The 23,110-nt window shown below is 67.4% G+C and carries 24 protein-coding genes; 10 read left to right on the forward strand and 14 right to left on the reverse strand.

All coding sequences use genetic code 11. From position 1 onward, the window contains the following. Position 1: 1 nt before the first annotated feature. The 6 genes from VQ042_RS07515 to VQ042_RS07540 form a co-directional block, all read right to left on the reverse strand. Positions 2–1,030, reverse strand: coding sequence for a peptidoglycan -binding protein (locus tag VQ042_RS07515; RefSeq protein WP_331817141.1), 1,029 nt, complete (start codon positions 1,028–1,030; stop codon positions 2–4). Between the two features lie 2 nt (positions 1,031–1,032). Beyond that, entirely contained in the window at positions 1,033–2,082 is a 1,050-nt protein-coding gene (locus VQ042_RS07520; protein ID WP_331817142.1) for a flagellar motor protein MotA, read from the reverse strand. A gap of 176 nt (positions 2,083–2,258) precedes the next feature. Continuing rightward, the gene (locus VQ042_RS07525) at positions 2,259–3,077 is read right to left on the reverse strand and encodes an inositol monophosphatase family protein (RefSeq protein ID WP_331817144.1); all 819 of its coding nucleotides are present in this window, start codon (positions 3,075–3,077) and stop codon (positions 2,259–2,261) included. Positions 3,078–3,146: 69 nt separating this feature from the next. Beyond that, a complete protein-coding gene (gene efp / locus VQ042_RS07530; RefSeq protein ID WP_331817146.1) occupies positions 3,147–3,710 on the reverse strand; it encodes an elongation factor P in 564 nt (187 codons plus the stop codon). Between the two features lie 205 nt (positions 3,711–3,915). Further along, positions 3,916–4,977 carry a tetratricopeptide repeat protein gene (locus VQ042_RS07535; protein WP_331817148.1) on the reverse strand — a complete coding sequence of 354 codons (1,062 nt, stop codon included), beginning with the start codon at positions 4,975–4,977 and terminating at the stop codon, positions 3,916–3,918. Next, positions 4,974–5,627: a thiamine phosphate synthase gene (locus VQ042_RS07540; protein ID WP_331817150.1), complete on the reverse strand. Its 654-nt coding sequence runs from the start codon at positions 5,625–5,627 to the stop codon at positions 4,974–4,976. Before VQ042_RS07540 ends, VQ042_RS07535 begins: the two co-directional genes overlap by 4 nt. A 234-nt stretch (positions 5,628–5,861) precedes the next feature. On the opposite strand from VQ042_RS07540, the gene VQ042_RS07545 reads away from it, so the two are divergent. After that, positions 5,862–6,620, forward strand: coding sequence for a sulfite exporter TauE/SafE family protein (locus tag VQ042_RS07545; protein WP_331817152.1), 759 nt, complete (start codon positions 5,862–5,864; stop codon positions 6,618–6,620). Positions 6,621–6,713: 93 nt separating this feature from the next. Beyond that, entirely contained in the window at positions 6,714–8,345 is a 1,632-nt protein-coding gene (locus tag VQ042_RS07550; RefSeq protein WP_331817154.1) for an acyl-CoA synthetase, read from the forward strand. A 90-nt stretch (positions 8,346–8,435) separates the two neighbouring features. On the opposite strand, the gene VQ042_RS07555 is transcribed toward VQ042_RS07550, so the two are convergent. After that, complete coding sequence (locus VQ042_RS07555) at positions 8,436–8,612, reverse strand: YdcH family protein (RefSeq protein WP_331817156.1); 177 nt, start codon at positions 8,610–8,612, stop codon at positions 8,436–8,438. 209 nt (positions 8,613–8,821) lie between these two features. Here VQ042_RS07555 and VQ042_RS07560 point away from each other — a divergent pair, with 209 nt between their 5' ends. From VQ042_RS07560 to VQ042_RS07580, 5 genes are all read left to right on the forward strand, one after another. Then, the gene (locus tag VQ042_RS07560; RefSeq protein ID WP_331817158.1) at positions 8,822–9,025 is read left to right on the forward strand and encodes a YdcH family protein; all 204 of its coding nucleotides are present in this window, start codon (positions 8,822–8,824) and stop codon (positions 9,023–9,025) included. Then, complete coding sequence (gene purE, locus VQ042_RS07565; protein WP_331817160.1) at positions 9,022–9,519, forward strand: 5-(carboxyamino)imidazole ribonucleotide mutase; 498 nt, start codon at positions 9,022–9,024, stop codon at positions 9,517–9,519. The genes VQ042_RS07560 and purE overlap by 4 nt, the downstream gene beginning before the upstream one ends. After that, on the forward strand, positions 9,516–10,634 hold the full coding sequence (locus VQ042_RS07570) for a 5-(carboxyamino)imidazole ribonucleotide synthase (RefSeq protein WP_331817162.1): 1,119 nt from the start codon (positions 9,516–9,518) through the stop codon (positions 10,632–10,634). Before purE ends, VQ042_RS07570 begins: the two co-directional genes overlap by 4 nt. Positions 10,635–10,799: 165 nt before the next feature. Further along, positions 10,800–10,925 carry a type B 50S ribosomal protein L36 gene (ykgO, locus tag VQ042_RS07575; protein WP_024348905.1) on the forward strand — a complete coding sequence of 42 codons (126 nt, stop codon included), beginning with the start codon at positions 10,800–10,802 and terminating at the stop codon, positions 10,923–10,925. 87 nt (positions 10,926–11,012) lie between these two features. Further along, the gene (locus VQ042_RS07580; protein WP_331817165.1) at positions 11,013–11,774 is read left to right on the forward strand and encodes a tetratricopeptide repeat protein; all 762 of its coding nucleotides are present in this window, start codon (positions 11,013–11,015) and stop codon (positions 11,772–11,774) included. Between the two features lie 98 nt (positions 11,775–11,872). Here VQ042_RS07580 and pyk read toward each other — a convergent pair whose 3' ends face one another. Next, positions 11,873–13,309 carry a pyruvate kinase gene (gene pyk / locus VQ042_RS07585; RefSeq protein ID WP_331817167.1) on the reverse strand — a complete coding sequence of 479 codons (1,437 nt, stop codon included), beginning with the start codon at positions 13,307–13,309 and terminating at the stop codon, positions 11,873–11,875. Then, on the reverse strand, positions 13,306–13,776 hold the full coding sequence (locus tag VQ042_RS07590) for a DUF1036 domain-containing protein (RefSeq protein ID WP_331817169.1): 471 nt from the start codon (positions 13,774–13,776) through the stop codon (positions 13,306–13,308). The genes pyk and VQ042_RS07590 overlap by 4 nt, the downstream gene beginning before the upstream one ends. 239 nt (positions 13,777–14,015) lie before the next feature. On the opposite strand from VQ042_RS07590, the gene VQ042_RS07595 reads away from it, so the two are divergent. Next, positions 14,016–14,321, forward strand: coding sequence for a DUF1244 domain-containing protein (locus VQ042_RS07595; RefSeq protein ID WP_331817171.1), 306 nt, complete (start codon positions 14,016–14,018; stop codon positions 14,319–14,321). 168 nt (positions 14,322–14,489) lie between these two features. Next, positions 14,490–14,753 carry a DUF2312 domain-containing protein gene (locus VQ042_RS07600; RefSeq protein WP_024348909.1) on the forward strand — a complete coding sequence of 88 codons (264 nt, stop codon included), beginning with the start codon at positions 14,490–14,492 and terminating at the stop codon, positions 14,751–14,753. A gap of 258 nt (positions 14,754–15,011) precedes the next feature. On the opposite strand, the gene VQ042_RS07605 is transcribed toward VQ042_RS07600, so the two are convergent. The 3 genes from VQ042_RS07605 to VQ042_RS07615 all read right to left on the reverse strand — a co-directional run bounded on the left by VQ042_RS07605 (position 15,012) and on the right by VQ042_RS07615 (position 19,612). Next, positions 15,012–15,443: a MucR family transcriptional regulator gene (locus tag VQ042_RS07605; RefSeq protein WP_331817175.1), complete on the reverse strand. Its 432-nt coding sequence runs from the start codon at positions 15,441–15,443 to the stop codon at positions 15,012–15,014. Between the two features lie 726 nt (positions 15,444–16,169). Continuing rightward, positions 16,170–17,870, reverse strand: a complete 1,701-nt coding sequence (locus VQ042_RS07610; RefSeq protein WP_331817177.1) for a DUF882 domain-containing protein — start codon at positions 17,868–17,870, stop codon at positions 16,170–16,172. Between the two features lie 254 nt (positions 17,871–18,124). Next, a complete protein-coding gene (locus VQ042_RS07615) occupies positions 18,125–19,612 on the reverse strand; it encodes a sigma-54-dependent transcriptional regulator (RefSeq protein WP_331817179.1) in 1,488 nt (495 codons plus the stop codon). A gap of 176 nt (positions 19,613–19,788) precedes the next feature. On the opposite strand from VQ042_RS07615, the gene VQ042_RS07620 reads away from it, so the two are divergent. Further along, on the forward strand, positions 19,789–21,618 hold the full coding sequence (locus VQ042_RS07620; RefSeq protein ID WP_331817181.1) for a M3 family oligoendopeptidase: 1,830 nt from the start codon (positions 19,789–19,791) through the stop codon (positions 21,616–21,618). A 187-nt stretch (positions 21,619–21,805) separates the two neighbouring features. Here the strand turns inward: VQ042_RS07620 and VQ042_RS25960 are convergent, their stop codons facing one another. Then, positions 21,806–21,922: a helix-turn-helix domain-containing protein gene (locus tag VQ042_RS25960; RefSeq protein ID WP_442880057.1), complete on the reverse strand. Its 117-nt coding sequence runs from the start codon at positions 21,920–21,922 to the stop codon at positions 21,806–21,808. A 143-nt stretch (positions 21,923–22,065) separates the two neighbouring features. Then, on the reverse strand, positions 22,066–22,827 hold the full coding sequence (locus tag VQ042_RS07625; RefSeq protein ID WP_331817189.1) for an SDR family oxidoreductase: 762 nt from the start codon (positions 22,825–22,827) through the stop codon (positions 22,066–22,068). Between the last annotated feature and the right edge of the window lie 283 nt (positions 22,828–23,110).

Genomic DNA, 23,110 nt, shown 5'->3' on the forward strand with positions numbered 1-23,110 from the left:
CTCAGCGCTCGGTCAGCTTGAACTCGATGCGGCGGTTGCGGGCCCGGGCCTCGGGCGTGCTGCCGGGGTCGATCGGCTGGTATTCGCCGAAGCCCGTCGCCGCCAGCCGGTCCGGCGGAACACCCTGGCTGATCAGATACTTCACCACCGCGCCGGCGCGGTCGGTCGATAGTTCCCAGTTGTCCGCGAACCGTCCGCCCGAAATCGGCACGTTGTCGGTGTGGCCGTCCACGCGGATGATCCAGTTGATGTCCGAGGGGATCTCGCGATTGAGGGCGACGATGGCCTCGGCCAGCGTCGCCATCTCCTCGGCGCCGGCCTCCTGCAGGACGTCGGAGCCCGACGGAAACAGCACCTCCGACTGGAAGACGAAGCGATCGCCGACGATGCGGATGTTCTCGCGGTCGGACAGGATCTCGCGCAGCCGGCCGAAGAAGTCCGAGCGGTAGCGCGACAATTCCTGCACCCGCTGGGCCAGCGCCACGTTCAGCCGGCGGCCGAGATCGGCGATTTTGGTCTGGCTCTCCTCGTCCCGGCTCTCGGAGACCTCGAGCGCCCGCTCCAGCGCGCCGATCTGCTGGCGCAGGGCCGCCAGCTGCTGGTTCAACAGTTCCACCTGCGAGCGCGCCCGCTGGGACAACTCCTGCTGCTCGGTCAGCGCGGTCTGCAGCCCCTCGACCTGCGCCGAGGCGGCAGCGGCCGAGCCCGAGCCCGATTCCAGCGCCTGCTGCAGCCGCGAACGCTCGTCCTCGATGGCGGCGAGCGAGGCGCGCAGATTGGCGATTTGGTCCTCGTTGTCCTGGGTGGTGGAGCGTTCCAGCGCCAGCAGCTGCGTCAGCTCGTTGATCTGGCTGTTCAGCCGGTCGAGCACCTCGTCCTTGCCGGTGATCTCCCGGCTCAGCAGGAACTGCGCCAGCACGAACACCGAGAGCAGGAACATGATCGCCAGGAGCAGCGTCGACAACGCATCGACGAAGCCCGGCCAGTAATCGACCGAGCGCTCGCTCCTGCGGTTGCGCGACAGCGCCATGGCTAGCGCTCCTTGCGGTCGTTGATGCTGCCGGCAAGCCGGTCCAGCACCTGCCGCAATTCACGCTGTTCGCCCGCCTGCGTCTCCACGAAGTCGCGCAGCATCTGCTGTTCGCTGCGCATGTGGGTGACGAGGCCCTGGATGCTCTCGGCCAGGTTGGCCATGGCGGCGCTGGTGCGCGGCGTCGTGGTCTGGTCCTTGGCGATCTTGTCGATCTGCTCGGACAATCGCCGCAGCTGCTCGGAGCCGCTGGCCGCCTGTCCGCCGCTTCCTGCCGCCGCCGGCGGCAGCACCATGTCGGAGCCGACGTCGGTCACCGAGGACAGCCAGTTCTCCAGCTCGGTGTAGAAGCGGTTCTGCGCCCGGCCGACCTGCAGGTCGAGAAAGCCCAGGACCAGCGAGCCGGACAGGCCGAACAGCGACGAGGAGAACGCAGTGCCCATGCCCGACAGCGGCGCGGCCAGGCCCGCCTTCAGCGCGTCCAGCACGCTGGCGGTGTCGCCGGCGGCCGGGTCGAGCCCCTGGATGGTCGCGCCGATCGAGCCGATGGTGCGCAACAGACCCCAGAAGGTGCCGAGCAGGCCGAGGAACACCAACAGGCCGATCAGGTAGCGTGCGATGTCGCGGGTCTCGTCGAGGCGCGTGGCGATTGAATCGAGGATCGAGCGCATCGAATGGGTGGACAGCGAGATCGAGCGCCGGCGGCCGATCAGCCCGCGCATTGGCGCCAACAGCACCGGATCGCTCATCCGCTCGAAATCCGACGAGCCCTCGCGGAACGCGTTGACCCAGCGGACCTCGCGCGACAGCCGCAGCACCTGCAGGAAAGCCAGCAGGATGCCGACGGCGAGGACGCCGATGATCAGCCCGTTGAGCCCGGGATTGGTGGTGAAGGCGGTGGAAATCTGCCGGCCGAGAATGGCTGCCACGAAGCTGGCAAGCGCCAGGAACACCAGCATTGACCACAGGAAGACCATGGGGCTCGACAGCCGGTTCGGGTCGAAATCATCCGGCCGTCCGGAGTTTTCCGTAGACGATCTGAGGACCTGCATCGCGTTCCAATCAACTCTGCCGGTTCGAACACGCGGCGCGGACCCCGATGCCTGCCCCGTTCGGTCGAACCATGAGGCAAGGTAAGGAATAATGCGGCTCTTTTAAACGCCCGTCTTGACGCTCGGCCAGCCATCCCCTGCCTTTAGCGTTAACCGGCACCGGTGCCTGCGTTGTTTCAGCCGCTCTGGGCGGCCGTGCGCTTGCGTTCGGCCAGGGCGATCTGCTCGCCCAGCGCCTTGTGCATGAATTCGTTGCCGCAGACCACGTCGCCGATTTCATGGTCGAACTTGGCCCCGTTCATGCCGGTGATGAAGCCGCCCGCCTCGCGCACCAGGATCGCGCCGGCCGCCACGTCCCAGGGCTGCAGCTTGCGCTCCCAGAATCCGTCGAGCCGGCCCGCCGCCACATAGGCCATGTCCAGCGACGCCGCGCCCATGCGCCGGACGCCGGAGGTCTCGCCCATGATCTGGCGCAGCTCGTACAGATAGCCGGCATGGTCGCCATGGCCGAGAAACGGCGTGCCCGTGCCGAACAGCGCCTCGGGCAGCGTCTTGCGGGCCGCGACCCGCAGCCGGCGGTCGTTGACGAAGGCGCCGCCGCCCTTTTCCGCCGTGTAGAGTTCGTCCATCGCCGGGTTGAACACCACGCCGGCGACGATCTGGCCGTCCCGCTCGAGGCCGATCGAGATGGCGAATTGCGGAATGCCGTGCAGGAAGTTGGTGGTGCCGTCCAGCGGATCGACGATCCAGCGATGCTGCGGGTCGTTGCCCTCGACGACGCCGCGCTCCTCCATCAGGAAACCCCAGTCGGGGCGCGCCCGCGACAGTTCCTGATGCACGATCTCCTCGGCCCGGCGGTCGGCATTGGACACGAAATCCGCCGGCCCCTTCATGGAGACCTGCAGGTTCTGCACCTCGCCGAAGTCGCGGATCAGGGAACGGCCGGCCTTCATGGCGGCCTGCGTCATCACGTGGAGAAGCGCGGATCGGGCCATCGTCTGCTTTCGTCGAAGGGGAGCGGGCCGCCCGGATGGCGGCCGACGCTGAAAAATGTCTGCGCGGCCTCAGTCGGCGCGGCGCAGATAGGTGATCTCGTTGGTGTCGACGAGGATCTTCTCGCCGCTTTCGATGAAGGGCGGCACCATCACGCGCATGCCGTTCTCCATCACCGCCGGCTTGTAGGACGACGTCGCCGTCTGGCCCTTCACCACCGGGTCGGCCTCCACGATGGTCAGCACCACCTGGTCGGGCAGCTTGATGCCGATCGGCTTGTCCTCGTGGCTTTCCACCGTGACCATCATGCCGTCCTGCAGGAAGGCCGCGCGGTCGCCGACGAAGTCCTTCTGCAGTTCCAGCTGCTCGTAGGTCTCGGTGTCCATGAACACCAGCATCTCGCCCTCGGCGTAGAGGAACTGGTAGTCGTTCTGCTCCAGGCGGACGCGCTCGACGGTCTCGGAGGCGCGGAAGCGCTCGTTCAGCTTGGTGCCGTCGATCAGGTTCTTCAGCTCGACCTGGGCGAAGGCGCCGCCCTTGCCGGGCTTCACATGCGCCGTCTTCACGGCCGCCCACAGGCCGCCATTGTGCTCGATGACGTTGCCGGGGCGAATTTCGTTTCCGTTGATCTTCATCGATGCTCTCGAAGGGTTCTCGCGCCGGCGACGGTCGGGTCGCACGGCTGCGGCGGCGTTGTTGATCGGCAGGCTCGCTCGCCGGAAGGCGGCGGCCGGCCGGTGCCGGGGTCCATGCCTTCGTCTGACGATCTCTGCGGGTCGGGGCTCAAGACCATAGTTTACCCCGCCATTCAAGCCTCGTGGCGGGTTTCGCCCGCCCCGTTCAGCCGGAACGGAACCGGTTCGCCGCTTCCAGCGCCGACTTCTGGGTCTGCGGGTCGAGCCCGCGGAAGAAGTCGTCGAGGGTCGGGTCGGAATTCTCCACCCGTTTGGCCAGCACCGCCCATTTGGCCGCCTCCAGCCGGTCCGGCTCGGTGCCGACGCCATCCTTGTACAGATGCGCGACGCGGTTGATGGCGATCGGATTGCCCCGGTCGGCCGCCCGCTTCAGGAAGCGGAAGCCGTCTTCCAGCTGCGCCGGGCCGCCCTTGCCGTTGATCAGCCAGATGCCGAACTCGACTTGCGCCGCGCCCAGGCCGTTGCTCGCCGCCGCCCGCAGCCATTTGCGCGCCATGGCGGTGTCCGCCTGCACGCCCCGGCCGTATTCGTAGAGCTGCGACATGGCGTATTGCGCGTCGGCGACGCCCGCATTGGCCGCCTTCTGGTAATAGCCGAAGGCTTCCTCGAAACCGCCCGAGGGCGAGGCCTGGACGATCATCTGGGCGTAATTGTACTGGGCCATGGGCAGGTCCTGCTCGGCCGCCGCCGCCATCAGGTCGCGCGCCTTGGCGATGTCGGAGGGCACCACCTTGCCGTCGAGCAGCATCATCGCGAAACGAAACTGGCCTTCGGCGCTGCCGGACCTGGCCGCCGCCTCGTACCAGTGGGCCGCCTTCTCCAGGTCCTGCGGCACGCCGAGCGCCCGCGAATAGATCTCGCCCAAGAGCGTCTGGGCCGCCGGGTCGCCGAGATTGGCGATCGGCTCGGCCAGCTTCAGCGCCGTCAGGTAGAATCCCCGCTGATAGGCGCCATAAGCGAGATCGCTGGCGGACGGCTGCTGGCCCTGCGCCGAGGGCGCCACCGGCGCCACCTCGGCGGGCACCGGCAGGGCCTCGCCCTGCGAGCCCTCCACCAGCGGGTCGCCAGGCGCCGGCGCCGTAGCCGCGGCGTCCCCGGTCGGCGTCGTCTGCGCCCGGACCGGCGAGACGCCGGCCGTGCCGCCGAGCAGGACAGCGAGGCCGATGGCCATCAGCCGCCCGCCGGTCGCTCGCGTCGTCGTCCTCATGTGGCCGCGCTCTCGAACCAGGCGTCGATCAGCGCATTCGCCCGCGCCACCTTCTCGCCAGCCGCCGCGGGCTCGCCGAACACGGCCGCCGACAGGGCGATGAACTCCGCCCGCGTCGCCGCGGCCTCCACGACGGTCTCGACGTCGCCGCCCCCCATGACGATGCAGGGCAGCTCGACGATCTCGGCCCACCATTCGCCCATGGCAACGCTCTTGTGGTGCGGACCGGGCTCGGCGTCGCCGCCGAACCGCCCGAACATCAGATAGTCCGGCCTCAGCTCGCCGGCCTCCAGCGCGTCGTGGCGGGTCTCGAAGCCCGACGCGCCGACGATCAGCTTGGGCGCGAAGCGCTCCATGGCCTCGCCCAGCTCGGCCGGATCGCCGGAGGTCAGGTGGATGCCGTCGGCCTGGACCCGGCCGGCGCATTGCGTGTCTTCGGCGATGATGGCGGCGGCGCCGGCTGCCTGGATGATCGGCACCAGTGCTGCCGCAAGGTTCTGGAAGGAGGCGGCGTCGCGCCCGGCCGCATCGAGGATGACCGAGGCGACGTCGCCGCCGGCCAGCGCGGCCTCCATGGCCTTGACGGCATCCGCGTCGCCGAGCGGCGTTGTCAGGAGCACGAGCCTGGGGCGGATATATTCGGTGTCCATCGGGTAGGCTGACCTTGCATGTCGGGGGCCGGCGTATCGCGTCGGCCGTTTCGCGACAGGGTTTAGCAAATCGTTCGCCGGGTGGGAAACCGCCGTCTTGCCGCGCGCCGCCCCCATGCGTACCGCGCCGCATGACGCTGGATTCCGCCACGGCACCCGCAGTTGCCATGGCAGGCTGACGGTTCTAAGCCTGCCGCACGCCCTTGCCTCCACCCATCGAAATTCGGCCATCGCGTGATCACCGACCCGCTGTTCTATCTCGTCGCGGTTCCCGCCGTCCTGCTCGTCGGCCTTGCCAAGGGCGGCTTCGGCGGCGCGCTGACACTGGTCGGCGTTCCGCTGATGGCGGTCGTCATTTCCCCGGTGGCCGCCGCGGCGATCATGCTGCCCGTCCTCGTGGCGATGGACATCGTCGGTCTTGTCGCCTGGCGCGGCACTTTCGACCGGGGCGTCATCGCGGTGATGCTGCCGGCGTCCTTCTGCGGCGTCCTTGCCGGTTATCTGACGGCGACGATGATCTCCGCCGACGGCATCCGCCTGGTCATCGGTCTCCTGGCGATCTGGTTCGCGGCGGAATGGTTCTGGCGCTCGCGCCACCGGCTGGAGCCGAGGCCACGCAGCCGGCCTCGCAGCCTGATCTGGGGCGCCATCGCCGGCTTCACCAGCTTCGTCAGCCATGCCGGCGGCCCGCCCTTCCAGGTCAATGTCATGCCGCTGCGGCTGCCGCCGCCGGTCTATGCCGGCACCTCGGTGCTGTTCTTCGCCGCCACCAACGCCGTCAAGCTGATCCCCTATTTCCTCCTGGGCCAGTTCTCGGCCGACAATCTGGCGACCTCGGCGGTGCTCCTGCCGCTGGCGCCGGTGGCAACCCTGGCCGGCGTCTGGCTGGTCCGCCGCATCGACCCCAAGGTCTTCTACTGGATCGCCTACATGGTGCTGGTGCCGGTCGGGCTGAAGCTCGTTGTCGACGGCGCCAGCGCGCTGTTCTTCTAGCGGCGCCGGCCCGCTTCCCGCGCGATCCGCCGTGACGCCGGCCGCCCGATCCTCTATGAAAAAGCCGCAAAACGGGGGAGGCCGGGAGGACACATGGGCATTTACGACGAGCATCTCGATCGCAACGCGGCCAATTACCAGCCGCTGACGCCGCTCAGCCATCTGGCCCGGGCCGCGCTGGTGCATCCGGACCGGGTCGCCATCATCCACGGCCGCCTGCGCCGGACCTATGCGCAGTTCTACGAGCGCTCGCGCCGGCTGGGCTCGGCCATCGCGCGGCGCGGCATCGGCCGCGGCGAGACCGTCGCGGTGATGCTCTCCAACACGCCCGCCATGCTCGAGGCCCATCACGGCGTGCCCATGGCCGGCGCGGTGCTCCTGTCGATCAACACCCGCCTCGACCCCGACATCATCGCCTTCCAGCTCGATCATGCCGAGGCGAAGATGGTGCTGGTCGACCGGGAATTTTCGGCCGTCATGGCCGAGGCGCTTAAGAAGGCGAAGGTCACGCCCGTCGTCGTCGACTATGACGACCCGGAATTTCCCGACGATGCCCCGGTGGCCAAGGGCCCGGCCATCGGCAGCCTGGAATACGAGGCGCTCGTCGCCGAGGGCGACCCGTCCTTTGCGTGGCTGATGCCGGACGACGAATGGGACGCGATCTCGCTCAACTACACCTCGGGCACGACCGGCAATCCCAAGGGCGTGGTCTACCACCATCGCGGTGCCGCGCTGATGGGCTATGCCAACGTCATCGCCTCGGGCATGGGCCGCTATCCGGTCTATCTGTGGACGCTGCCGATGTTCCACTGCAACGGCTGGTGCTTCCCCTGGACGCTGGCGGTGCAGGCGGGCACCCATGTGTGTCTGCGCTGGGTGCGTGCGAAAGCCATGTTCGACGCCCTCGCCGACCATGGCGTCACCCATCTGTGCGGCGCGCCGGTGGTGATGGCCACGCTGATCAACGCCGACGCGGCGGACAAGCGCGACTTCGACCAGACCGTCACCTTCAACACGGCCGCCGCGCCGCCGCCCCAGGCGGTCCTGTCCGGCATGCGCGAGGCCGGCTTCGAGGTCACCCATCTCTACGGCCTGACCGAGACCTACGGCCCGGCCGTGGTCAACGAGTGGAAGGAGGAGTGGAACGCCCTCGACGGCCCGGCCCGCGCCGCCCAGACCGCGCGCCAGGGCGTGCGCTATCCGGCGCTGGAGGACCTGGCGGTCATGCATCCCGAGACCATGGAGAAGACCCCGGCCGACGGCGAGACCATCGGCGAGGTCATGTTCCGCGGCAACATCGTCATGCGCGGTTATCTGAAGAACCCGGCGGCCTCCGCCGAGGCGTTTCGCGGCGGCTGGTTCCATTCCGGCGATCTCGGCGTCCTGCACGAGGACGGCTATATCGAGCTGAAGGACCGCGCCAAGGACATCATCATCTCGGGCGGCGAGAACATCTCCTCCATCGAAGTCGAGGACGCGCTCTACCAGCACCCGGATGTCGCCACGGCCGCGGTGGTCGCCAAACCCGACGAGAAATGGGGCGAGATGCCGCTGGCCTTCGTCGAGCTCAAGCCCGGCCGCAGCGTCACCGAGGCCGAGTTGATCGCCCATTGCCGCGCCCGGCTGGCGCGCTTCAAATGTCCGCGCGAGATCCGGTTCCAGGAGATCCCGAAGACCTCGACCGGCAAGATCCAGAAATACGTGCTGCGCAAGGCGGTCGGGTGAGGCTGTCGGCATTGCCGATTCGGTGCCCGAACGAAAATCGCCCCGACGCAGTGTCCGGCGTCGGGGCGAAGATGCTTGGGAGGTTTGAGATCAGTTGGCCGGCTGGCGCAATCGCTCGATCTCGTCTTTCAGTTGGAGCTTCTTTCGCTTCATCTCCCGGAGTTCCGAATCCCTCATCGCCGGCTTCGTGGCCATTGCGGCTGAAATCTCGTGGTCAAGCGCCGAGTGGCGTTGTTCCAGCGTCGCGAGATGGGTATCCAAGGACATGGCTTCTCCCTTCCTGAGTGAGGCCCGGCCCGCCATGCGGACCGGGTCCGGCAGCCCGTCGACGGTGTCACAAAGCTGTCTCACTGTCGATTGGCCAGAGGCGGTCGCTATCGTCCGATCGGTCCATTTGCTAATCGTGGGTCGCGACTGTCCGGACAAGTATGCGAGCCCGGATTCGGTTGCAGTCTGCGGTGCCTGAAAGGAACGGAATGGCGGATCAGGAACAGGCAGCCCTGCGGCTGCAGTTGGCGCGGCTGCGGCAGGAACATGCCGATTTCGACGCTGCCGTGAACGCGATGGAGACCGTCGGCTGCGACCGGCTGCAGATCCAGCGCATGAAGAAGAAGAAGCTGACCATCCGGGACCGCCTGCAGGATCTGGAAGACCAGATCATTCCGGACATCAGCGCATGAGCGTCGCCGCACCGCCCGTCGCGATCATCATGGGCAGCCAGTCCGACTGGTCGGTGATGAAGAACACCGCCGACACGCTCGACGCGCTGGGCATCGCCTACGACGCCCGCATCGTGTCGGCCCACCGCACGCCTGAGCGCCTCTACGACTTCGCCAGGGGCGCCCGCGCCGCCGGCTTCAAGGTCGTCATCGCCGGCGCCGGCGGCGCTGCCCATCTGCCCGGCATGACCGCCGCCATGACGCCGCTGCCGGTCTTCGGCGTGCCGGTCGAAAGCCGCGCCCTGTCCGGCAGGGACAGCCTCCTGTCGATCGTCCAGATGCCGGCCGGCGTGCCGGTCGGCACCCTCGCCATCGGCCGCGCCGGCGCGGTCAACGCCGCGCTGCTCGCCGCCAGCGTGCTCGCTCTGTCGGATGCCGCCCTGGCCGATCGCCTCGACGCCTGGCGCCAGGCCCAGACCGATTCGGTCGCCGCCGTGCCGAAGGACGCCCCATGAGCGCGACGCCGCCGATCCCCGGCGCCTCGGCCTTCCGCATGCCCGACACCGCGATCGGCATCGTCGGCGGCGGCCAGCTCGGCCGGATGCTCGCCATGGCCGCCGCCCGGCTCGGCTACCGGGTCGTCGTGCTCGATCCCGACCCCGCCTGCCCGGCGGCCCAGGTCGCCAACGAACAGCTGGTCGCGGCCTATGACGACGTCGCCGCCCTGCGCGACCTCGCCGCGCGCACCAGCGTCGTCACCTACGAATTCGAGAACGTGCCGGTCGAGCAGATCCGCGCCGCCGTCACCAGGGTGCCGCTCTATCCGCCGGCCGAAGCGCTGGAGGTCGCCCAGGACCGCGTCGTCGAGAAGGCCTTTCTCAACGGCATCGGCGTGGCCACCGCCGAATGGCGCGCCATCGACGGCGTCGCCGAACTCGGCCACGCTCTGATCGAGCTCGGCGGCGACTGCATCCTCAAGACCCGGCGCTTCGGCTACGACGGCAAGGGCCAGGCCTCGATCCGCAAGGGCGGTCCCCACGCCGACGTCTTCGAGAGCCTCGGCGGCGTGCCGGCGATTCTCGAGAAGAAGGTGCCCTTCGCCTACGAATGCTCGATCATCGCGGCGCGCGGCACCGACGGCAGCATCGCCACCTACGATCCGGCCGAGAACGTCCACCGGCTCGGCATCCTGCACGCGTCCACCGTGCCCGGCCGCATCACGCCCGAAATCGGCGCCACGGCCAGGAGCGTGGCCGCCGGCATCCTGGACAAGCTCGGCTATGTCGGGGTCATCGGCGTCGAGTTCTTCGTGCGCGCCGACGACACGATCCTGGTCAACGAGATCGCGCCGCGGGTGCACAATTCCGGCCACTGGACCGAGGCCGCCTGCGTCGTCTCGCAGTTCGAGCAGCATGTGCGGGCCGTTGCCGGCCTGCCGCTGGGCGACACCGGGCGCCATTCCGACTGCGTGATGGAAAATCTCATCGGCGACGACGTCAAACGCGTCGACGCGTATCTGGCCGAGCCGCGTACCCTCCTCCATCTCTACGGCAAGCCCGAAGCAAGGTCCGGCCGCAAGATGGGCCATCTGACCCGGCTAACCGGGCCGAACCGTGCGGCAGACCGTTGAAAATGATCGCCGTCGGAGGCTCGCAACGGCACCGGAAGCGTTGACAAGCGCCGCCGGCAAAGCTATCTCGGCTCCAATCTTTCCGGGCGTGCCCGCTGCGGCGCGCCATCATTTTGCGGCGGAACGGCCAGCCCCGATCCTCGCGTCTAGCATCCCGGTGTTGTCATGAAGATCAAGAACTCGCTCAAGTCCCTCGCGACCCGCCACCGCGCCAACCGCATGGTTCGCCGCAAGGGCCGCGTCTACATCATCAACAAGGTCGCTCCGCGCTTCAAGGCGCGCCAGGGCTGACGATTGCCGGGACTGGCCAGGGCCCGTCCCCCTCGCGATCACGAAAAATCTGATTGACGCTGCGCTGCAGAAAATTACCCTATCTGCATGCGCGGCGTTTTCTATTGCCTCACCCTTAGTTTCGGCTTCCTCGCTTCGGGCCTTGTCCCGGCGCAGGCTCAGGACGGCCCGCCGCCGTCGGTGACGGATCCCGATCGCCTGCCCGGGGTCGCCCCCCTGCCCGGCGAGGACGATTCGCTGTCGCCGCCCATGGTGATTCCCCCGCCCGACGAAGCCCCGACCGACAATCCGGACGCCTTCGGCAGTGCTCCCCCGACCGAGGAGGAGACGGCACCGGACGAGGACACCCGCACCGCCGACGAGACGCCGGTGCAGGAGATCGACCGCCTCTTCACCGAATTGCGCCGTGTGGCCGATGCCCGCGACGCCCGGCGCGTCGCAGGGCGCATCGAGCGCCATTGGCGCCGCAGCGGCAGCGCCACCATCGACCTCCTGATGCAGCGCGCGGCCCGCGCCATGACGCGCGAGGACAACGCCGCCGCGCTCGACGTCCTCGATCAGGCACTGGTCATCGCGCCCGATTATCCCGAGGCGTGGAATCGCCGGGCGACGTTGAATTTTTCGATGAACCGTCTGGGCAAGTCGCTGGCCGACATCGAGCAGACACTGGTCCGCGAGCCGCGGCATTGGGGCGCCCTGATGGGGCTGGCGATCATTCTCGAGCAGACCGGCCACAAGGACAAGGCGCTCGAGACCTATCTGCGCGTCCTGGCCGTGTATCCGGCGCTCGATTCCGCGCAGGACGCCGCCGGGCGCCTGTCGGAGGAACTGCTCGGCCCGGCGATCTGATGTCGGACCGCCGCGCCGTGGGTTTGGCTCGCAGCCGCAGGTGACGGCAAGTCACCCCGGGTCGAGCCATCCTTTGCGTCCTGCCGGACGCGGGCCCCTCAGACCGCGCTGAGGCCGTCCGAGCCGATATAGGCGATGCGCAGCATGTTGGTCGCGCCCGGCGTGCGCAGCGGCACGCCGGCCGTCACGATCAGCCGTTCGCCCGACTTGGCGTAGCCCTGCTCCACCGCCAGGCGGCAGGCCCGGTCGACCATGTCTTCCAGATCCTGCGCGTCCTCGGTCACCACGCAGTGCAGGCCCCAGACCAGCGACAGCCGCCGTGCCGTGGCCAGCACCGGCGACAGCGCCAGGATCGGCGTCTGTGGCCGCTCGCGCGCCGCCCGCAGGCCCGTCGTGCCGGTCGCCGTATAGGTCACGATCACCGACACGCCCAGCGTCTCGGAGATCTGGCGCGCCGCCAGCGACACCGCGTCGGCGCCGGTCGCCTCGGGCGGCGTGCGTTGACCGGAAATGATGCCCGGATAGAGCGGATCCAGTTCGACGCACTCGCAGATCCGGTTCATCGTGGCGACCGATTCCACCGGATATTCGCCCGCCGCCGATTCGGCCGACAGCATCACCGCGTCGGCGCCCTCATAGACGGCGATCGACACGTCCGAGACCTCGGCGCGGGTCGGCACCGGCGCCGTGATCATCGATTCCAGCATCTGGGTGGCGACCACCACCGGCTTGCCGGCCTTGCGGGCGGCACGGGTGATGCGCTTCTGGATGCCGGGCACCGCCTCCAGCGGCATCTCGACGCCGAGATCGCCGCGCGCGACCATGATCGCGTCGGACAATTCGATGATCTCGTCCAGCCGCTCGACGGCCTGCGGCTTCTCTATCTTCGACAGAAGGAAGGCGCGGCCGCGCGAGACCTTGCGCGCTTCGGCCAGGTCTTCCGGCCGCTGGATGAAGGACAGCGCCACCCAGTCGACGTTCTCGGCCAGCACCGCGTCGAGATCGCGCCGGTCCTTGTCGGTCAACGCCCCGGTGGTCAGGATCGTGTCCGGCAGGCTGACGCCCTTGCGGTCGGAAATCTTGTTGCCGGCGACGACCCGGCACTTGATGGAGTGCTTGTCGGTCTCGGTGCAGACCAGTTGCAGCCGCCCGTCGTCGATCAGCAGCCGATGCCCCACTTCCACCGCTTCCAGGATCTCGGGATGGGGAAGATAAACGCGGCGGTTGTCGCCCGGCTCGGGACTGTCGTCGAGGGTGAAGTCCTGGCCGACGGTCAGCTCGACATGTCCCTCGGCAAACTTCGCCACCCGCAGCTTGGGTCCCTGCAGATCGGCCAGGATGCCGATCGGCCGGCCCACCTGTTCTTCCACGCGCCGGATGCGGGCGACGAGCTCGCGCATCAGATCGTGGTCGGAATGGCTCATGTTGATGCGGAAGACGTCCGCGCCGGCTTCGTGAAGCTTGCGGATCATGTCCTCGGACGACGAAGCCGGCCCGAGGGTGGCAAGGATCTTGACCTTGCGATGGCGTCTCATTGGCTATCCATTGTCTCGCGGGGCGCCTCGGTCAGCTGAACCATCCAGCTGGCCTGCTCGCCGGTGTCGTATTCGCGGAACCCCATTCTCTGGTAGCCCCGCTTGAAGCAGTCCTTGACCCCGGCGATCTTGAACTCGTTCTCGGCGATGCAGAGGTTCACGGGCCCGGCCCAGCGGCCCTCGCCGTCGGAGTCCTCGGCATACACGTAATAATATCGTGACGACAGGGGACCCTCGATGATCGCCTTGCAGGTCGTCGCCGGGATCCGCCACCAGCCCTCGGTGGTCCAGCCGGCCTCGGCCCGGTAACCGATCGCCACGCCAACCAGGGACTGGGTGCCATTGCAGACCCGGAAGTCCGCGCGGGCGGGGCTCGCCGTCAGCGGCGCTGCGGCGAGGAACAGGCCGGCGGCCATGAGCCCGAGGGCAAGGCCATGGCGCAGCCGGCGAAAGGGGTTGGATCTCATCACGCTATCCCCGAAAGAGAGAGTGTCCGCACGATTGGCAGCTTTCGCATAGCGGTCGAACCTGTCAACGACATGACCACGCAGCGCTTCGGCCCTGCCTAGAGCATCTGCCGGCCGGTTGCGACCCCGTCGCGGCCCGCCGGGTGCCTTCCACGCAGCGGCCCTGCCCTTGATGCCGGCGCGCTTCGGTTCGATATCGGGGCGATGGCGCCGCATCGTGGGCAGGACAGGAGACGGACATGGACAGGATCGACGACCAGAAGCAGCTGGAGCTGGAAGCGGCCGCCTTCCGCCGCCTGCGCGACCATCTGCGCGAGCGGACCGACGTCCAGAACATAGACCTGATGAATCTCGCCGGCTTCTGCCGCAACTGCCTGTCCAACTGGTATCGCGACGCCGCCGAAGCCGACGGCATTGCCATGACCAGGGAGGAATCGCGCGAGATCGTCTACGGCATGCCCTATGGCGAATGGCGCGAGCGCTACCAGCGCGAAGCCAGCCCCGAGACGGCGCAGCGCTTCGAGGAGACGCGTCCGCGCGACTGACGCCCCGGTCACGCCTTTCCGGCCACGGGACGCGCCCGCCAGCTTTTACCGGCGTGCCCCAGCTTTTGCCGGCGTGCCAGTGCGGCACGACGGCCTTTCCCCGAATCACCGCGGTCTGGTAGTTGCCGGCCAGATGATTGCGCGAAAGTGCCAGACGGAGACCCCACCATGTCCGACGTGAACGATGTCGCCCAGGATCAACTGCGCTCCTTTGTCGAGCGGATCGAACGGCTTGAGGAAGAAAAGAAGACCATCAGCGACGACATCAAGGACGTCTATGCCGAGGCCAAGGGCAACGGCTTCGACACCAAGGTGCTGCGCCGCGTGATCTCCCTGCGCAAGCAGGACCAGAACGAGCGCCAGGAGCAGGAAGCGATCCTCGATCTGTATCTCCAGGCCCTCGGCATGGCGCCGGACCTGCCCCGCGAATAGTCTGGCCGGCCTCGTGCGGGGCCTGCAGGCCCCTCCATCCCGCCACGAACGCCCGGACGGTCCTCATTCAATGAGGGGCCCCGACGTCAGCCGTCGCATGGGCTGCCCGGCTGACGGCTCTCGGAGCGGGGCGCCTGTCGGCCGGCACCACCGGCCTGCCTCGCACACAGCCCCCCAGACGCGACGAAGCCCGCCGGATCGCTCCGACGGGCTTTTCGTTTGCTGGCTGCCGCTGCGACGCGGCAATAATGGTCCGGTTCAGCGTGCGGCGGCGCGGCGACGCTTGTGGCCGAGACCCATCTGCTTGGCCAGACGCGAACGCGCGGCGGCATAGTTCGGCGCGACCATCGGATAGTCGGGCGCCAGGTCCCACTTCTCGCGGTACTCTTCCGGCGAGAGATTGTAGTGGGTCATCAGGTGGCGCTTCAGCGACTTGAACTTCTTTCCGTCCTCGAGACAGATGATGTAGTCGTCGGTCACCGACTTCTTCACCGGCACGGCCGGCTTCGGCTTCTCCGCCTGAACGGCCTGCGGCGCGCTGTTGGTGCGGCCAAGCGCGCCATAGATATCCGAGATCAGCGCGGGCAGCTCGGAGACTGGCAGCGAATTGTTGCTGACATATGCCGCGACCACTTCGGCCGTCAGCTCCATCAGCATCTCGTTGTTTTCGACGTGTTCGATCTGGTCCATTTTTACCCCGTGCTGCGCGAAGATGCGGCGATTGCGCTTGTTGATGCAGGCGCCGATGCGCGCCTCGTGCAGTCTGATATTGTGAAGCGGCGGCCTCGCTTGTGGGCGATCCACCTTCCATGTTCGGTATTGATGTCACGTTACTTAATGTCAAGTGGATTATTTGCAATGCCAAAGATCCGATAATTTTTTCCACACTTGTCCGCTCGAAAACCGCTGCAGATTGTATGGAAAGCGTGCCTTTTAGTAGAAAACCTCCAAATGACGGACGCGTGACTGACATTCGCATTGGTACAACCATTTCGGGAAACTTGCGTGCATGTTCAATGCGCCGGTGAAATGGAAAACAGCACGACGCTTTGATCTGCGGCTCTGCATTCACGGCCGGCCTGCAGCGCAAGGTTCAAGTCGCGGCACTGCATTTCCTGGTCGGCGCGCCATCGTCGTTGGAAGAGGTGCCAGTGCCTTGCCGGCTTTCGGCTGCGCGGAATAGTTTCAAGGACGGTTCGACATGGGCCGTATGCCGCCAATACAGGCCGCGACGAGACCGATACACACCCGAACGTGACGGACCACCGATGCCCTGGCACCGATCCGCCCCTGCTGCCCCGCACGGCCGGCGGCGCAGGAGTGTTCGACCGCGCAAGGTGATACCCGCAAATGCAAACGGCCGCCCCGGGGGGCGGCCGTCGATTGCGTGTCGTTTGCGTGAGACTGTCGTCGGGCCTACTGGCCGACCTTCACCATCGGCAGGAAGTTCACTGCGGAACCGCTGAAGCGGTCGCTCTTGCCGGACGGGGTGGTCGGCGCGAAGCCCGAGGCAAACAGGGTGCGCGGCAGATTGCCGACCAGGCGGCTCGCATCGGGCTCGGCGGTGGCCAGGCGCCCGGTGCGGCTGTCGGTGTCCGACACAAGCGCTGCGATCTGGAACCGCGAGGCGATCGCCTCCTGCGGATCGAGGACCTTCGGTTTGCGCGATTGCGGCACCGCGGCGTTCAGGACGCGGCCACCCTTGCCCGCGATGACGGCGGGAGCCTCGGCCGTGGCGACCGGCTGCGGCCGGGGCTTGGACGGGCTGGCGGCGGCGGCGGTCATCAGCGCCTGCACCGGCTTGGCGGCCTGCGGATCGATCTGCGGACGCGGGGTCGGCGCCTTGGCGGCCATCTCCACGGCCTTCATCGTCTCCTGGGCGGGTGCCGCCTTGGCGATCGTCGAACCGGAAGCCGCTGCCGGCTGCTCGGTCAGCACGGCCTCGAAGGGCGGCCGATTGGCGGGCGTGGGCACTGCATAGGCCAGCTGGCCGCTCGCCAGGGTTTCGGTAGCCTGCTCTTCGAGCGCCGCCACCAGGGTGGAGACGGCGTCGTCGCGGGTCGCCTGGGCGGGCTGGCCCACCTCGGACGGAACCGCCCGGCCCGGCGCCCAGGTGGGCACCGGGATCTGGGCCGTGTCGAGAGCGGCGACCTCGGTCTGCGCCGGAGCCGGGGCAGATGCGGGCGCACCCACGTCGAACCGGTCGCCGACCGGCACCGCGACACCGCCCGGCAGGGCCTGGGTCGGACGCGATTGCGGCACGACGGCTGCGACCTGGACCTGCTGCTGCGCGGGCGCAGCCCGGACCGGAGCGCGCGGCGCCGGTGCGCTCTCGGCCTCGTCCTCGGCTTCGTCGGAGCCGCCGCCGAACAGCATGGCGAGCAGCGTCTTGCCGCCGCCCGAAGAGCCCGAGCTGGCATTGGCGACCTGGATCGAGGAGCTGCCGCGGCGCTGCTTGTAGGACGCCATCGCCTGCTGGTAGCCCGGCAACGGCTTGCCGTCGGACGGCACGTGTACAGTGTTCCCGTTCGGGAAGACCGCCATCAGCTGCTTGCGGTTCATGCGCGGCCAATGACGGGCATTGCCGACGTCGAAATGCACGAAGGGCGAGCCGGACTTCGGATAATAGCCCACGCCCCCGACCTGCATCTTCAGGCCGATCTCGCGCATCTTCGCCAGCGGCACGTCGGGAATGAAGAAGTCGAGCGCCTTGCCCAGCGTGTGCTGGCTCGACTTGGCGACGCCGGAGCTGCGCGAGCGCAGCATCGAATTGGTCGCGGGCGAGCGATAGCTGGAGACGACGTTGATGAGGCCGTTGGAGCCGCTCTGGCGATACGCCTCCCAGATCAGGTCCAGCAGCCGCGGGTCGATCTGGGTCTGCTCGCCCTTGCGCCAGTCGCGCAGGAACCAGTTGATCTTCTTGAGCTCGCCGTTGTTGTAGCGGCCGTTGCTCTTGTAGGAGAAGCTGCCCTTCTCCTTGGTGTGCAGATTGTAGAATTTCAGGACGCGGGTTTCGGCCTTGGCCGTGGTGACCACGCCGGTGGCGAACAGCGCCAGGGCTGCGAACGTCGCGATGCGCCAGGCAGAGCGGCCGGCGCGAGCGGTGTGTCCGAACATGCGGTCTTATCCCCTCAAAACACTTTGCCTTCACCCGCCGGACATGTCCGGTGGGTCGGCAACCCCCGATGACCGTTCTCGTCGCCTGCCCAATTTTCGTGAAACTGCGGCATGATGATGACAGTCAGCGAACTTTCTCGCGATTCTGCAAGAAAAGCGTTAAGGCCCGCTTAAGCTTACTGTTTGGGGATAGTCGTGTTCCGGCGTGGAATCAACGCCTTGCCGGATGGGAAGATGATTTGCTGCGAGGCTGCTCAGTCGGCATCGATCTTGTATTCCCGCATCTTGCGATACAGCGTCGAGCGTCCGATCCCCAGCCGCCGGGCAATCTCGCTCATGCGGCCCTGATAATGGGCATGGGCCAGCCGGATCAGGTCGGCCTCCACCTCCTCGACGCGCCGCACCTCGCCATCCTGGTCGCGCAGGGCGAAGTCGGCCGGCTCCATGCGGCCGTTGCCGAGGGAATTGGCGTGAACCTCCACCGACGGCGCGGCGCCGTTCAGCGTCCCATTCCCGGCCGGATCGGAATGCGGCTCGGACGATGACGCGAGACGATCCGGCCCCGCCGCGATCAGCGCCGCGATCTGCGGGAAGTCCTCCGCCGTCAGGCTCTCGCTTTCGCCCAGCACCACCGCCCGGTGAATGGCATTTTCCAGCTGCCGGATATTGCCGGGCCAGTCATAGGCCCGCAGCAGCGCGATCGCGTCGGCGGCCAGATGCCGGACCGGCGATTGCAGCTCCATCTCCACATAGCGGTCGACGAAGCGGCGCGCGAGCTTGGCGATCTCGCTGCGCCGCTCGCGCAGCGGCGGTACGGTCAGTTCGAAGGCGTTGAGCCGGTAGTACAGATCCTCGCGGAACCGCCCCGCCGAGACCGCTGCCGCCAGGTCCCGGTTGGTCGCAGAGATGATCCGCACGTCGGTCTTCACGGCGAGCCGCCCGCCGACCGGATCGATGACGCCGTCCTGCAGCACGCGCAGCAGCTTGACCTGCGCCGAGGCCGACAATTCGCCGATCTCGTCGAGCAGCAGCGTGCCGCCATGGGCCTCCACGAACTTGCCCTCATGGGGTTGTCCGGCATCGGTGAAGGCGCCCTTGGCATGGCCGAACAGGATGCTTTCCACCAGGTCGGCCGGCAGCGCGCCGCAATTGACCTTGACGAAGGGCGCGCCGGCACGCTCGCCGCCGGCCTGGATGGCGTCGGCCAGCCATTCCTTGCCGACGCCGGTCTCGCCGGAAAGCAGCACCGGAATCCCCGATCTGGCCGCCTTGGCCGCCGCCGCCAGGACCGGCCCCAGGGCCGGCGAGGCATTGCTCTGGTCGAGCCGCGCGACACCGTCCTTGCGGGCGGTCCGGCGCGCCGTGGCGCCGCGCATCTTCAGCGCGCTGTCGATCACCGCTCTCAGCTTGTCCGGCGACACCGGCTTGACGACGAAGTCGAAGGCGCCGGCGCGCATCGCCTCCACCACCGTATCGATCGAGCCCTTTGCCGTCTGGACGATCACCGGAATGTCGAGCCGCCGGCGCCGCATCTCGGCCAGCACCTCCTCGCCCCCCTGGTCGGGCATCATCAGGTCGAGGACGACGGCGCAGATCTCGCCCGGCCGGTGATCATCCAGCGCCCGGATCGCTGCCCGGCCGCCATTGCACGAAAACGGCCGCAGCCCCATGCGCTCGATCTGGGCTTCGACCAGTCGGCGTTGAATGGGGTCGTCGTCAACGATAAGTACAACGCGGTTCATGTCAGCCTCCAGTCTCGTCTTGGTGCGAGAACGACCCAAATTGACACGGCCCGCTAAAATTCGACTGAACAAGGTTGGACAAGAAAGTCCCAGCAATTTCAGTCGAATTTGATCCTTTTCGACCCCGGTCGGCGACCCCGCCGGCCGCTTGTTTCGCCAGCCACGAGAGTATCCCCATGACAGATTCCGTCCGACCGTTGTTTTCCGCCGCCGAGCCTGCGGTCGACGCTGGCGGTACCCTGCCGGAGTGGAATCTGTCGGATCTCTATCCGGCCATGGACAGTCCCGAACTGAAACGCGATCTCGACCGGGCCCGGTCCGACGCGCAGACGTTCCAGGAGCGCTGGCGCGGCAGGCTGGCCGAGGCCGTCACGGCAGAGGACGGCGAACTCGCCGGCGCCATCGCCGCCTTCGAGGCGCTGGAGGAGCTGCTCGGCCGGATCATCTCCTATGCCGGGCTGGTCTATTCCGGCGACACGTCCGATCCGGCGCGTGCCAAGTTCTACGGCGACATCCAGTCGTCGGTGACCGATATCTCGTCGCGGCTCCTGTTCTTCCCGCTGGAGCTGAACCGCATCGAGGATGCCGACATGGACGCGGCGATGGCGCGCGACCCGGCCCTGGCCCATTACCGGCCGTGGATCGTCGACCTGCGCCTCGACAAGCCGTACCAGCTCGAGGACCGGGTCGAGGAGCTGTTCCACGAAAAGGCGATCACCGGCCGCGGCGCCTTCAACCGGCTGTTCGACGAGACGCTGACCTCGCTGCGCTTCACCGTCGACGGCGACGATCTGGCGCTGGAAGCCACCCTCAACATCCTGCAGGATCCGGACCGGGAGAAGCGGCGCAAGGCGGCCAGCGCACTGACCAACGTGTTCAGCGAGAACCTGCGCACCTTCACGCTGATCACCAACACGCTGGCCAAGGACAAGGAGATTTCCAACCGCTGGCGCGGCTTCGAGGACGTCGCCGATTCCCGCCATCTGGCCAACCGGGTCGAGCGCGAGGTCGTCGACGCCCTGTCCCAGGCGGTCACCGACGCCTATCCGTCGATCTCCCACCGCTACTACGCCATGAAGGCGAAATGGCTCGGCCAGGACGTGCTCGACTACTGGGACCGCAACGCACCGCTGCCCGACTCGACCCGCCGCGACATTTCCTGGGACGAGGCGCGCCGCACGGTGCTGTCGGCCTATTCGGGCTTTGCGCCGGAAATGGCCTCGATCGCCGAGCGCTTCTTCACCAATGACTGGATCGACGCGTCACTGCGTCCGGGCAAGTCGCCGGGCGCCTTCGCCCATCCCACGGTTCCCAGCGTCCATCCCTATGTGCTGCTCAACTACATGGGCAAGCCGCGCGACGTGATGACCCTCGCCCACGAGCTCGGCCACGGCGTTCACCAGGTGCTGGCCGGCCGGCAGGGTGCGCTGATGGCGGCCACGCCGCTGACGCTGGCCGAGACCGCCTCGGTGTTCGGCGAGATGCTGACCTTCCGCTCGCTGCTCGATCAGGCGACCACGAAGGCCGAGCGCAAAACGCTCCTCGCCTCCAAGGTCGAGGACATGATCAACACGGTGGTCCGGCAGATCGCCTTCTACCAGTTCGAGCGTGCCCTCCACCAGGAGCGCCGCGGCGGCGAACTGACCACCGAGCGGATCGGCGCGATCTGGATGGACATCCAGGGCCGCAGTCTCGGGCCCGCCCTGCGGCTCGGCGACGGCTACGAGACCTACTGGACCTATGTCCCGCACTTCATCCACTCGCCCTTCTACGTCTACGCCTATGCCTTCGGCGACTGCCTGGTGAACTCGCTCTATGCGGTCTACGAGAATTCCGAGACGGGCTTCCAGGAGAAGTATTTCGAGATGCTGAAGGCCGGCGGCACCAAGCATCATTCCGAGCTTCTCAAGCCCTTCGGCCTCGACGCCTCGGACCCGGCCTTCTGGTCTAGGGGCCTCGCCATGATCTCGGGCTTCATCGACGAACTGGAGGCCATGGAGGATTGAGGGACCGAACTCGGAGCGCCGGGCGGTCCGGGAGGACGCCGGCGCTGCGAGAAAGTGATCCTTCGGAACGCCTTGTCCGAAACGCGATTCCGATCTGAGCCAATGCTGCAGACGCCCGCGCGCCGCCGGGCTTTCCGCTCGGGCGGCGCTCTGTTTTGCCAGCCGCTGCCGCATGGCCTCGGGATCGTCATAGATGATGTCGACGACGTGCCGAACGAAACTGTCTGGCGGTGCGGCCCTGCTCCCAATTCTGCAGCGTGGAGCGCGGTATCCGCAACAGCTCCGAGAATTCGGACTGGCTCAGGAAGCCCCTTCACTCCGGCATCAGAGAGCAGAGGCCACCTACGGACGGCAGCTTTCGACCCAACCTGGCCATCTGCTACATTGCCGGACGTTTCCGAAGCGGACATCCCGGCAACCAGCGGCGCGACGCAGAAGAACGCGGACTCAGGAGAGGCGCACGGACATACCGCCATCCGTCAGCGTCGGACTCCCGGTCACGAAGGACGATCTGTCGGACAGGAGGAACATCGCGGTCTGCGCGATTTCCCGGGCTTCGGCCATCCGCTTCATCGGATGAAGGTTGGCGACGAAGTCGAGAACCGCCGCATTGCCCTCGCCACCGGCTGGCGTGATCGTGCCGCCGGGCAAAAGGGCGTTGATGCGGATGCCGTCGGCGGCATGCTCCGAGGCGAGCGCCCGCATCAGACCGATCTGCCCCGCCTTCGAGGCTGCATAGGCACCCATCCCGGGCAGTCCGCCGTTGCTGAAGCCCACGAACGACGAAGTGAAGACGATCGAGCCGGACCCCTGCTTCTTCATGACGGGGATCTGCGCCTTCGCCGCCAGAAACGCGCTCGTCAGGTTGACGGCGATGACCTCGTTCCAAGCGGTGAGCGCCATGTCGGCGGCGGGAAGCATTTCGCCGACGATCCCGGCATTGTTGAATGCCCCGTCCAGGTGGCCGAACCGGGCCAGCGCCAAGGCAACAAGCGCCTGCGCATAGGTCTCGTCCTTGATGTCGCCTGAAAGCGCGACGGCCGCGCCGAGGCCTCCGTCGTTGATCTCGGCCGCAATCTCTTCCAGTTCGATGCCCCGTCGCGCACCGAGCACGAGGTTGGCTCCTTCGGCCGCGAAGAGAAGCGCTGCGGCAGCCCCGATCCCGCTGCTGGCTCCGGTCACGATGATAGTCTTGCGATGCAGTTCCATTGTATCTCTCCGAGTCGTATTGCTCGCGATACCTGTCCCCACCGCAGGCCATGCTTCCACCCGATTTCCGGAAGCGGTCAATCCAAAGCCGATGATCGTGTCCGGTATTTGGCCGGTCGTCGATGTCCGCTTCCAGCTTGGTGCGATCGGAAGCGGACCGGCCGCATACCTGAAGAGTTTCGGGCGCCGTGAGGCGTACGAAAGTCGCGGAAGAACGAACCCGCGAGAAGCCGGTCGGTGGTTTATGGGGTTTTCGTCTGACGATGGTGCAGCGGCAAGAGGC

The organism is Aurantimonas sp. A2-1-M11, from assembly GCF_036549475.1.
In the GTDB taxonomy this organism is placed as follows: domain Bacteria; phylum Pseudomonadota; class Alphaproteobacteria; order Rhizobiales; family Rhizobiaceae; genus Aurantimonas.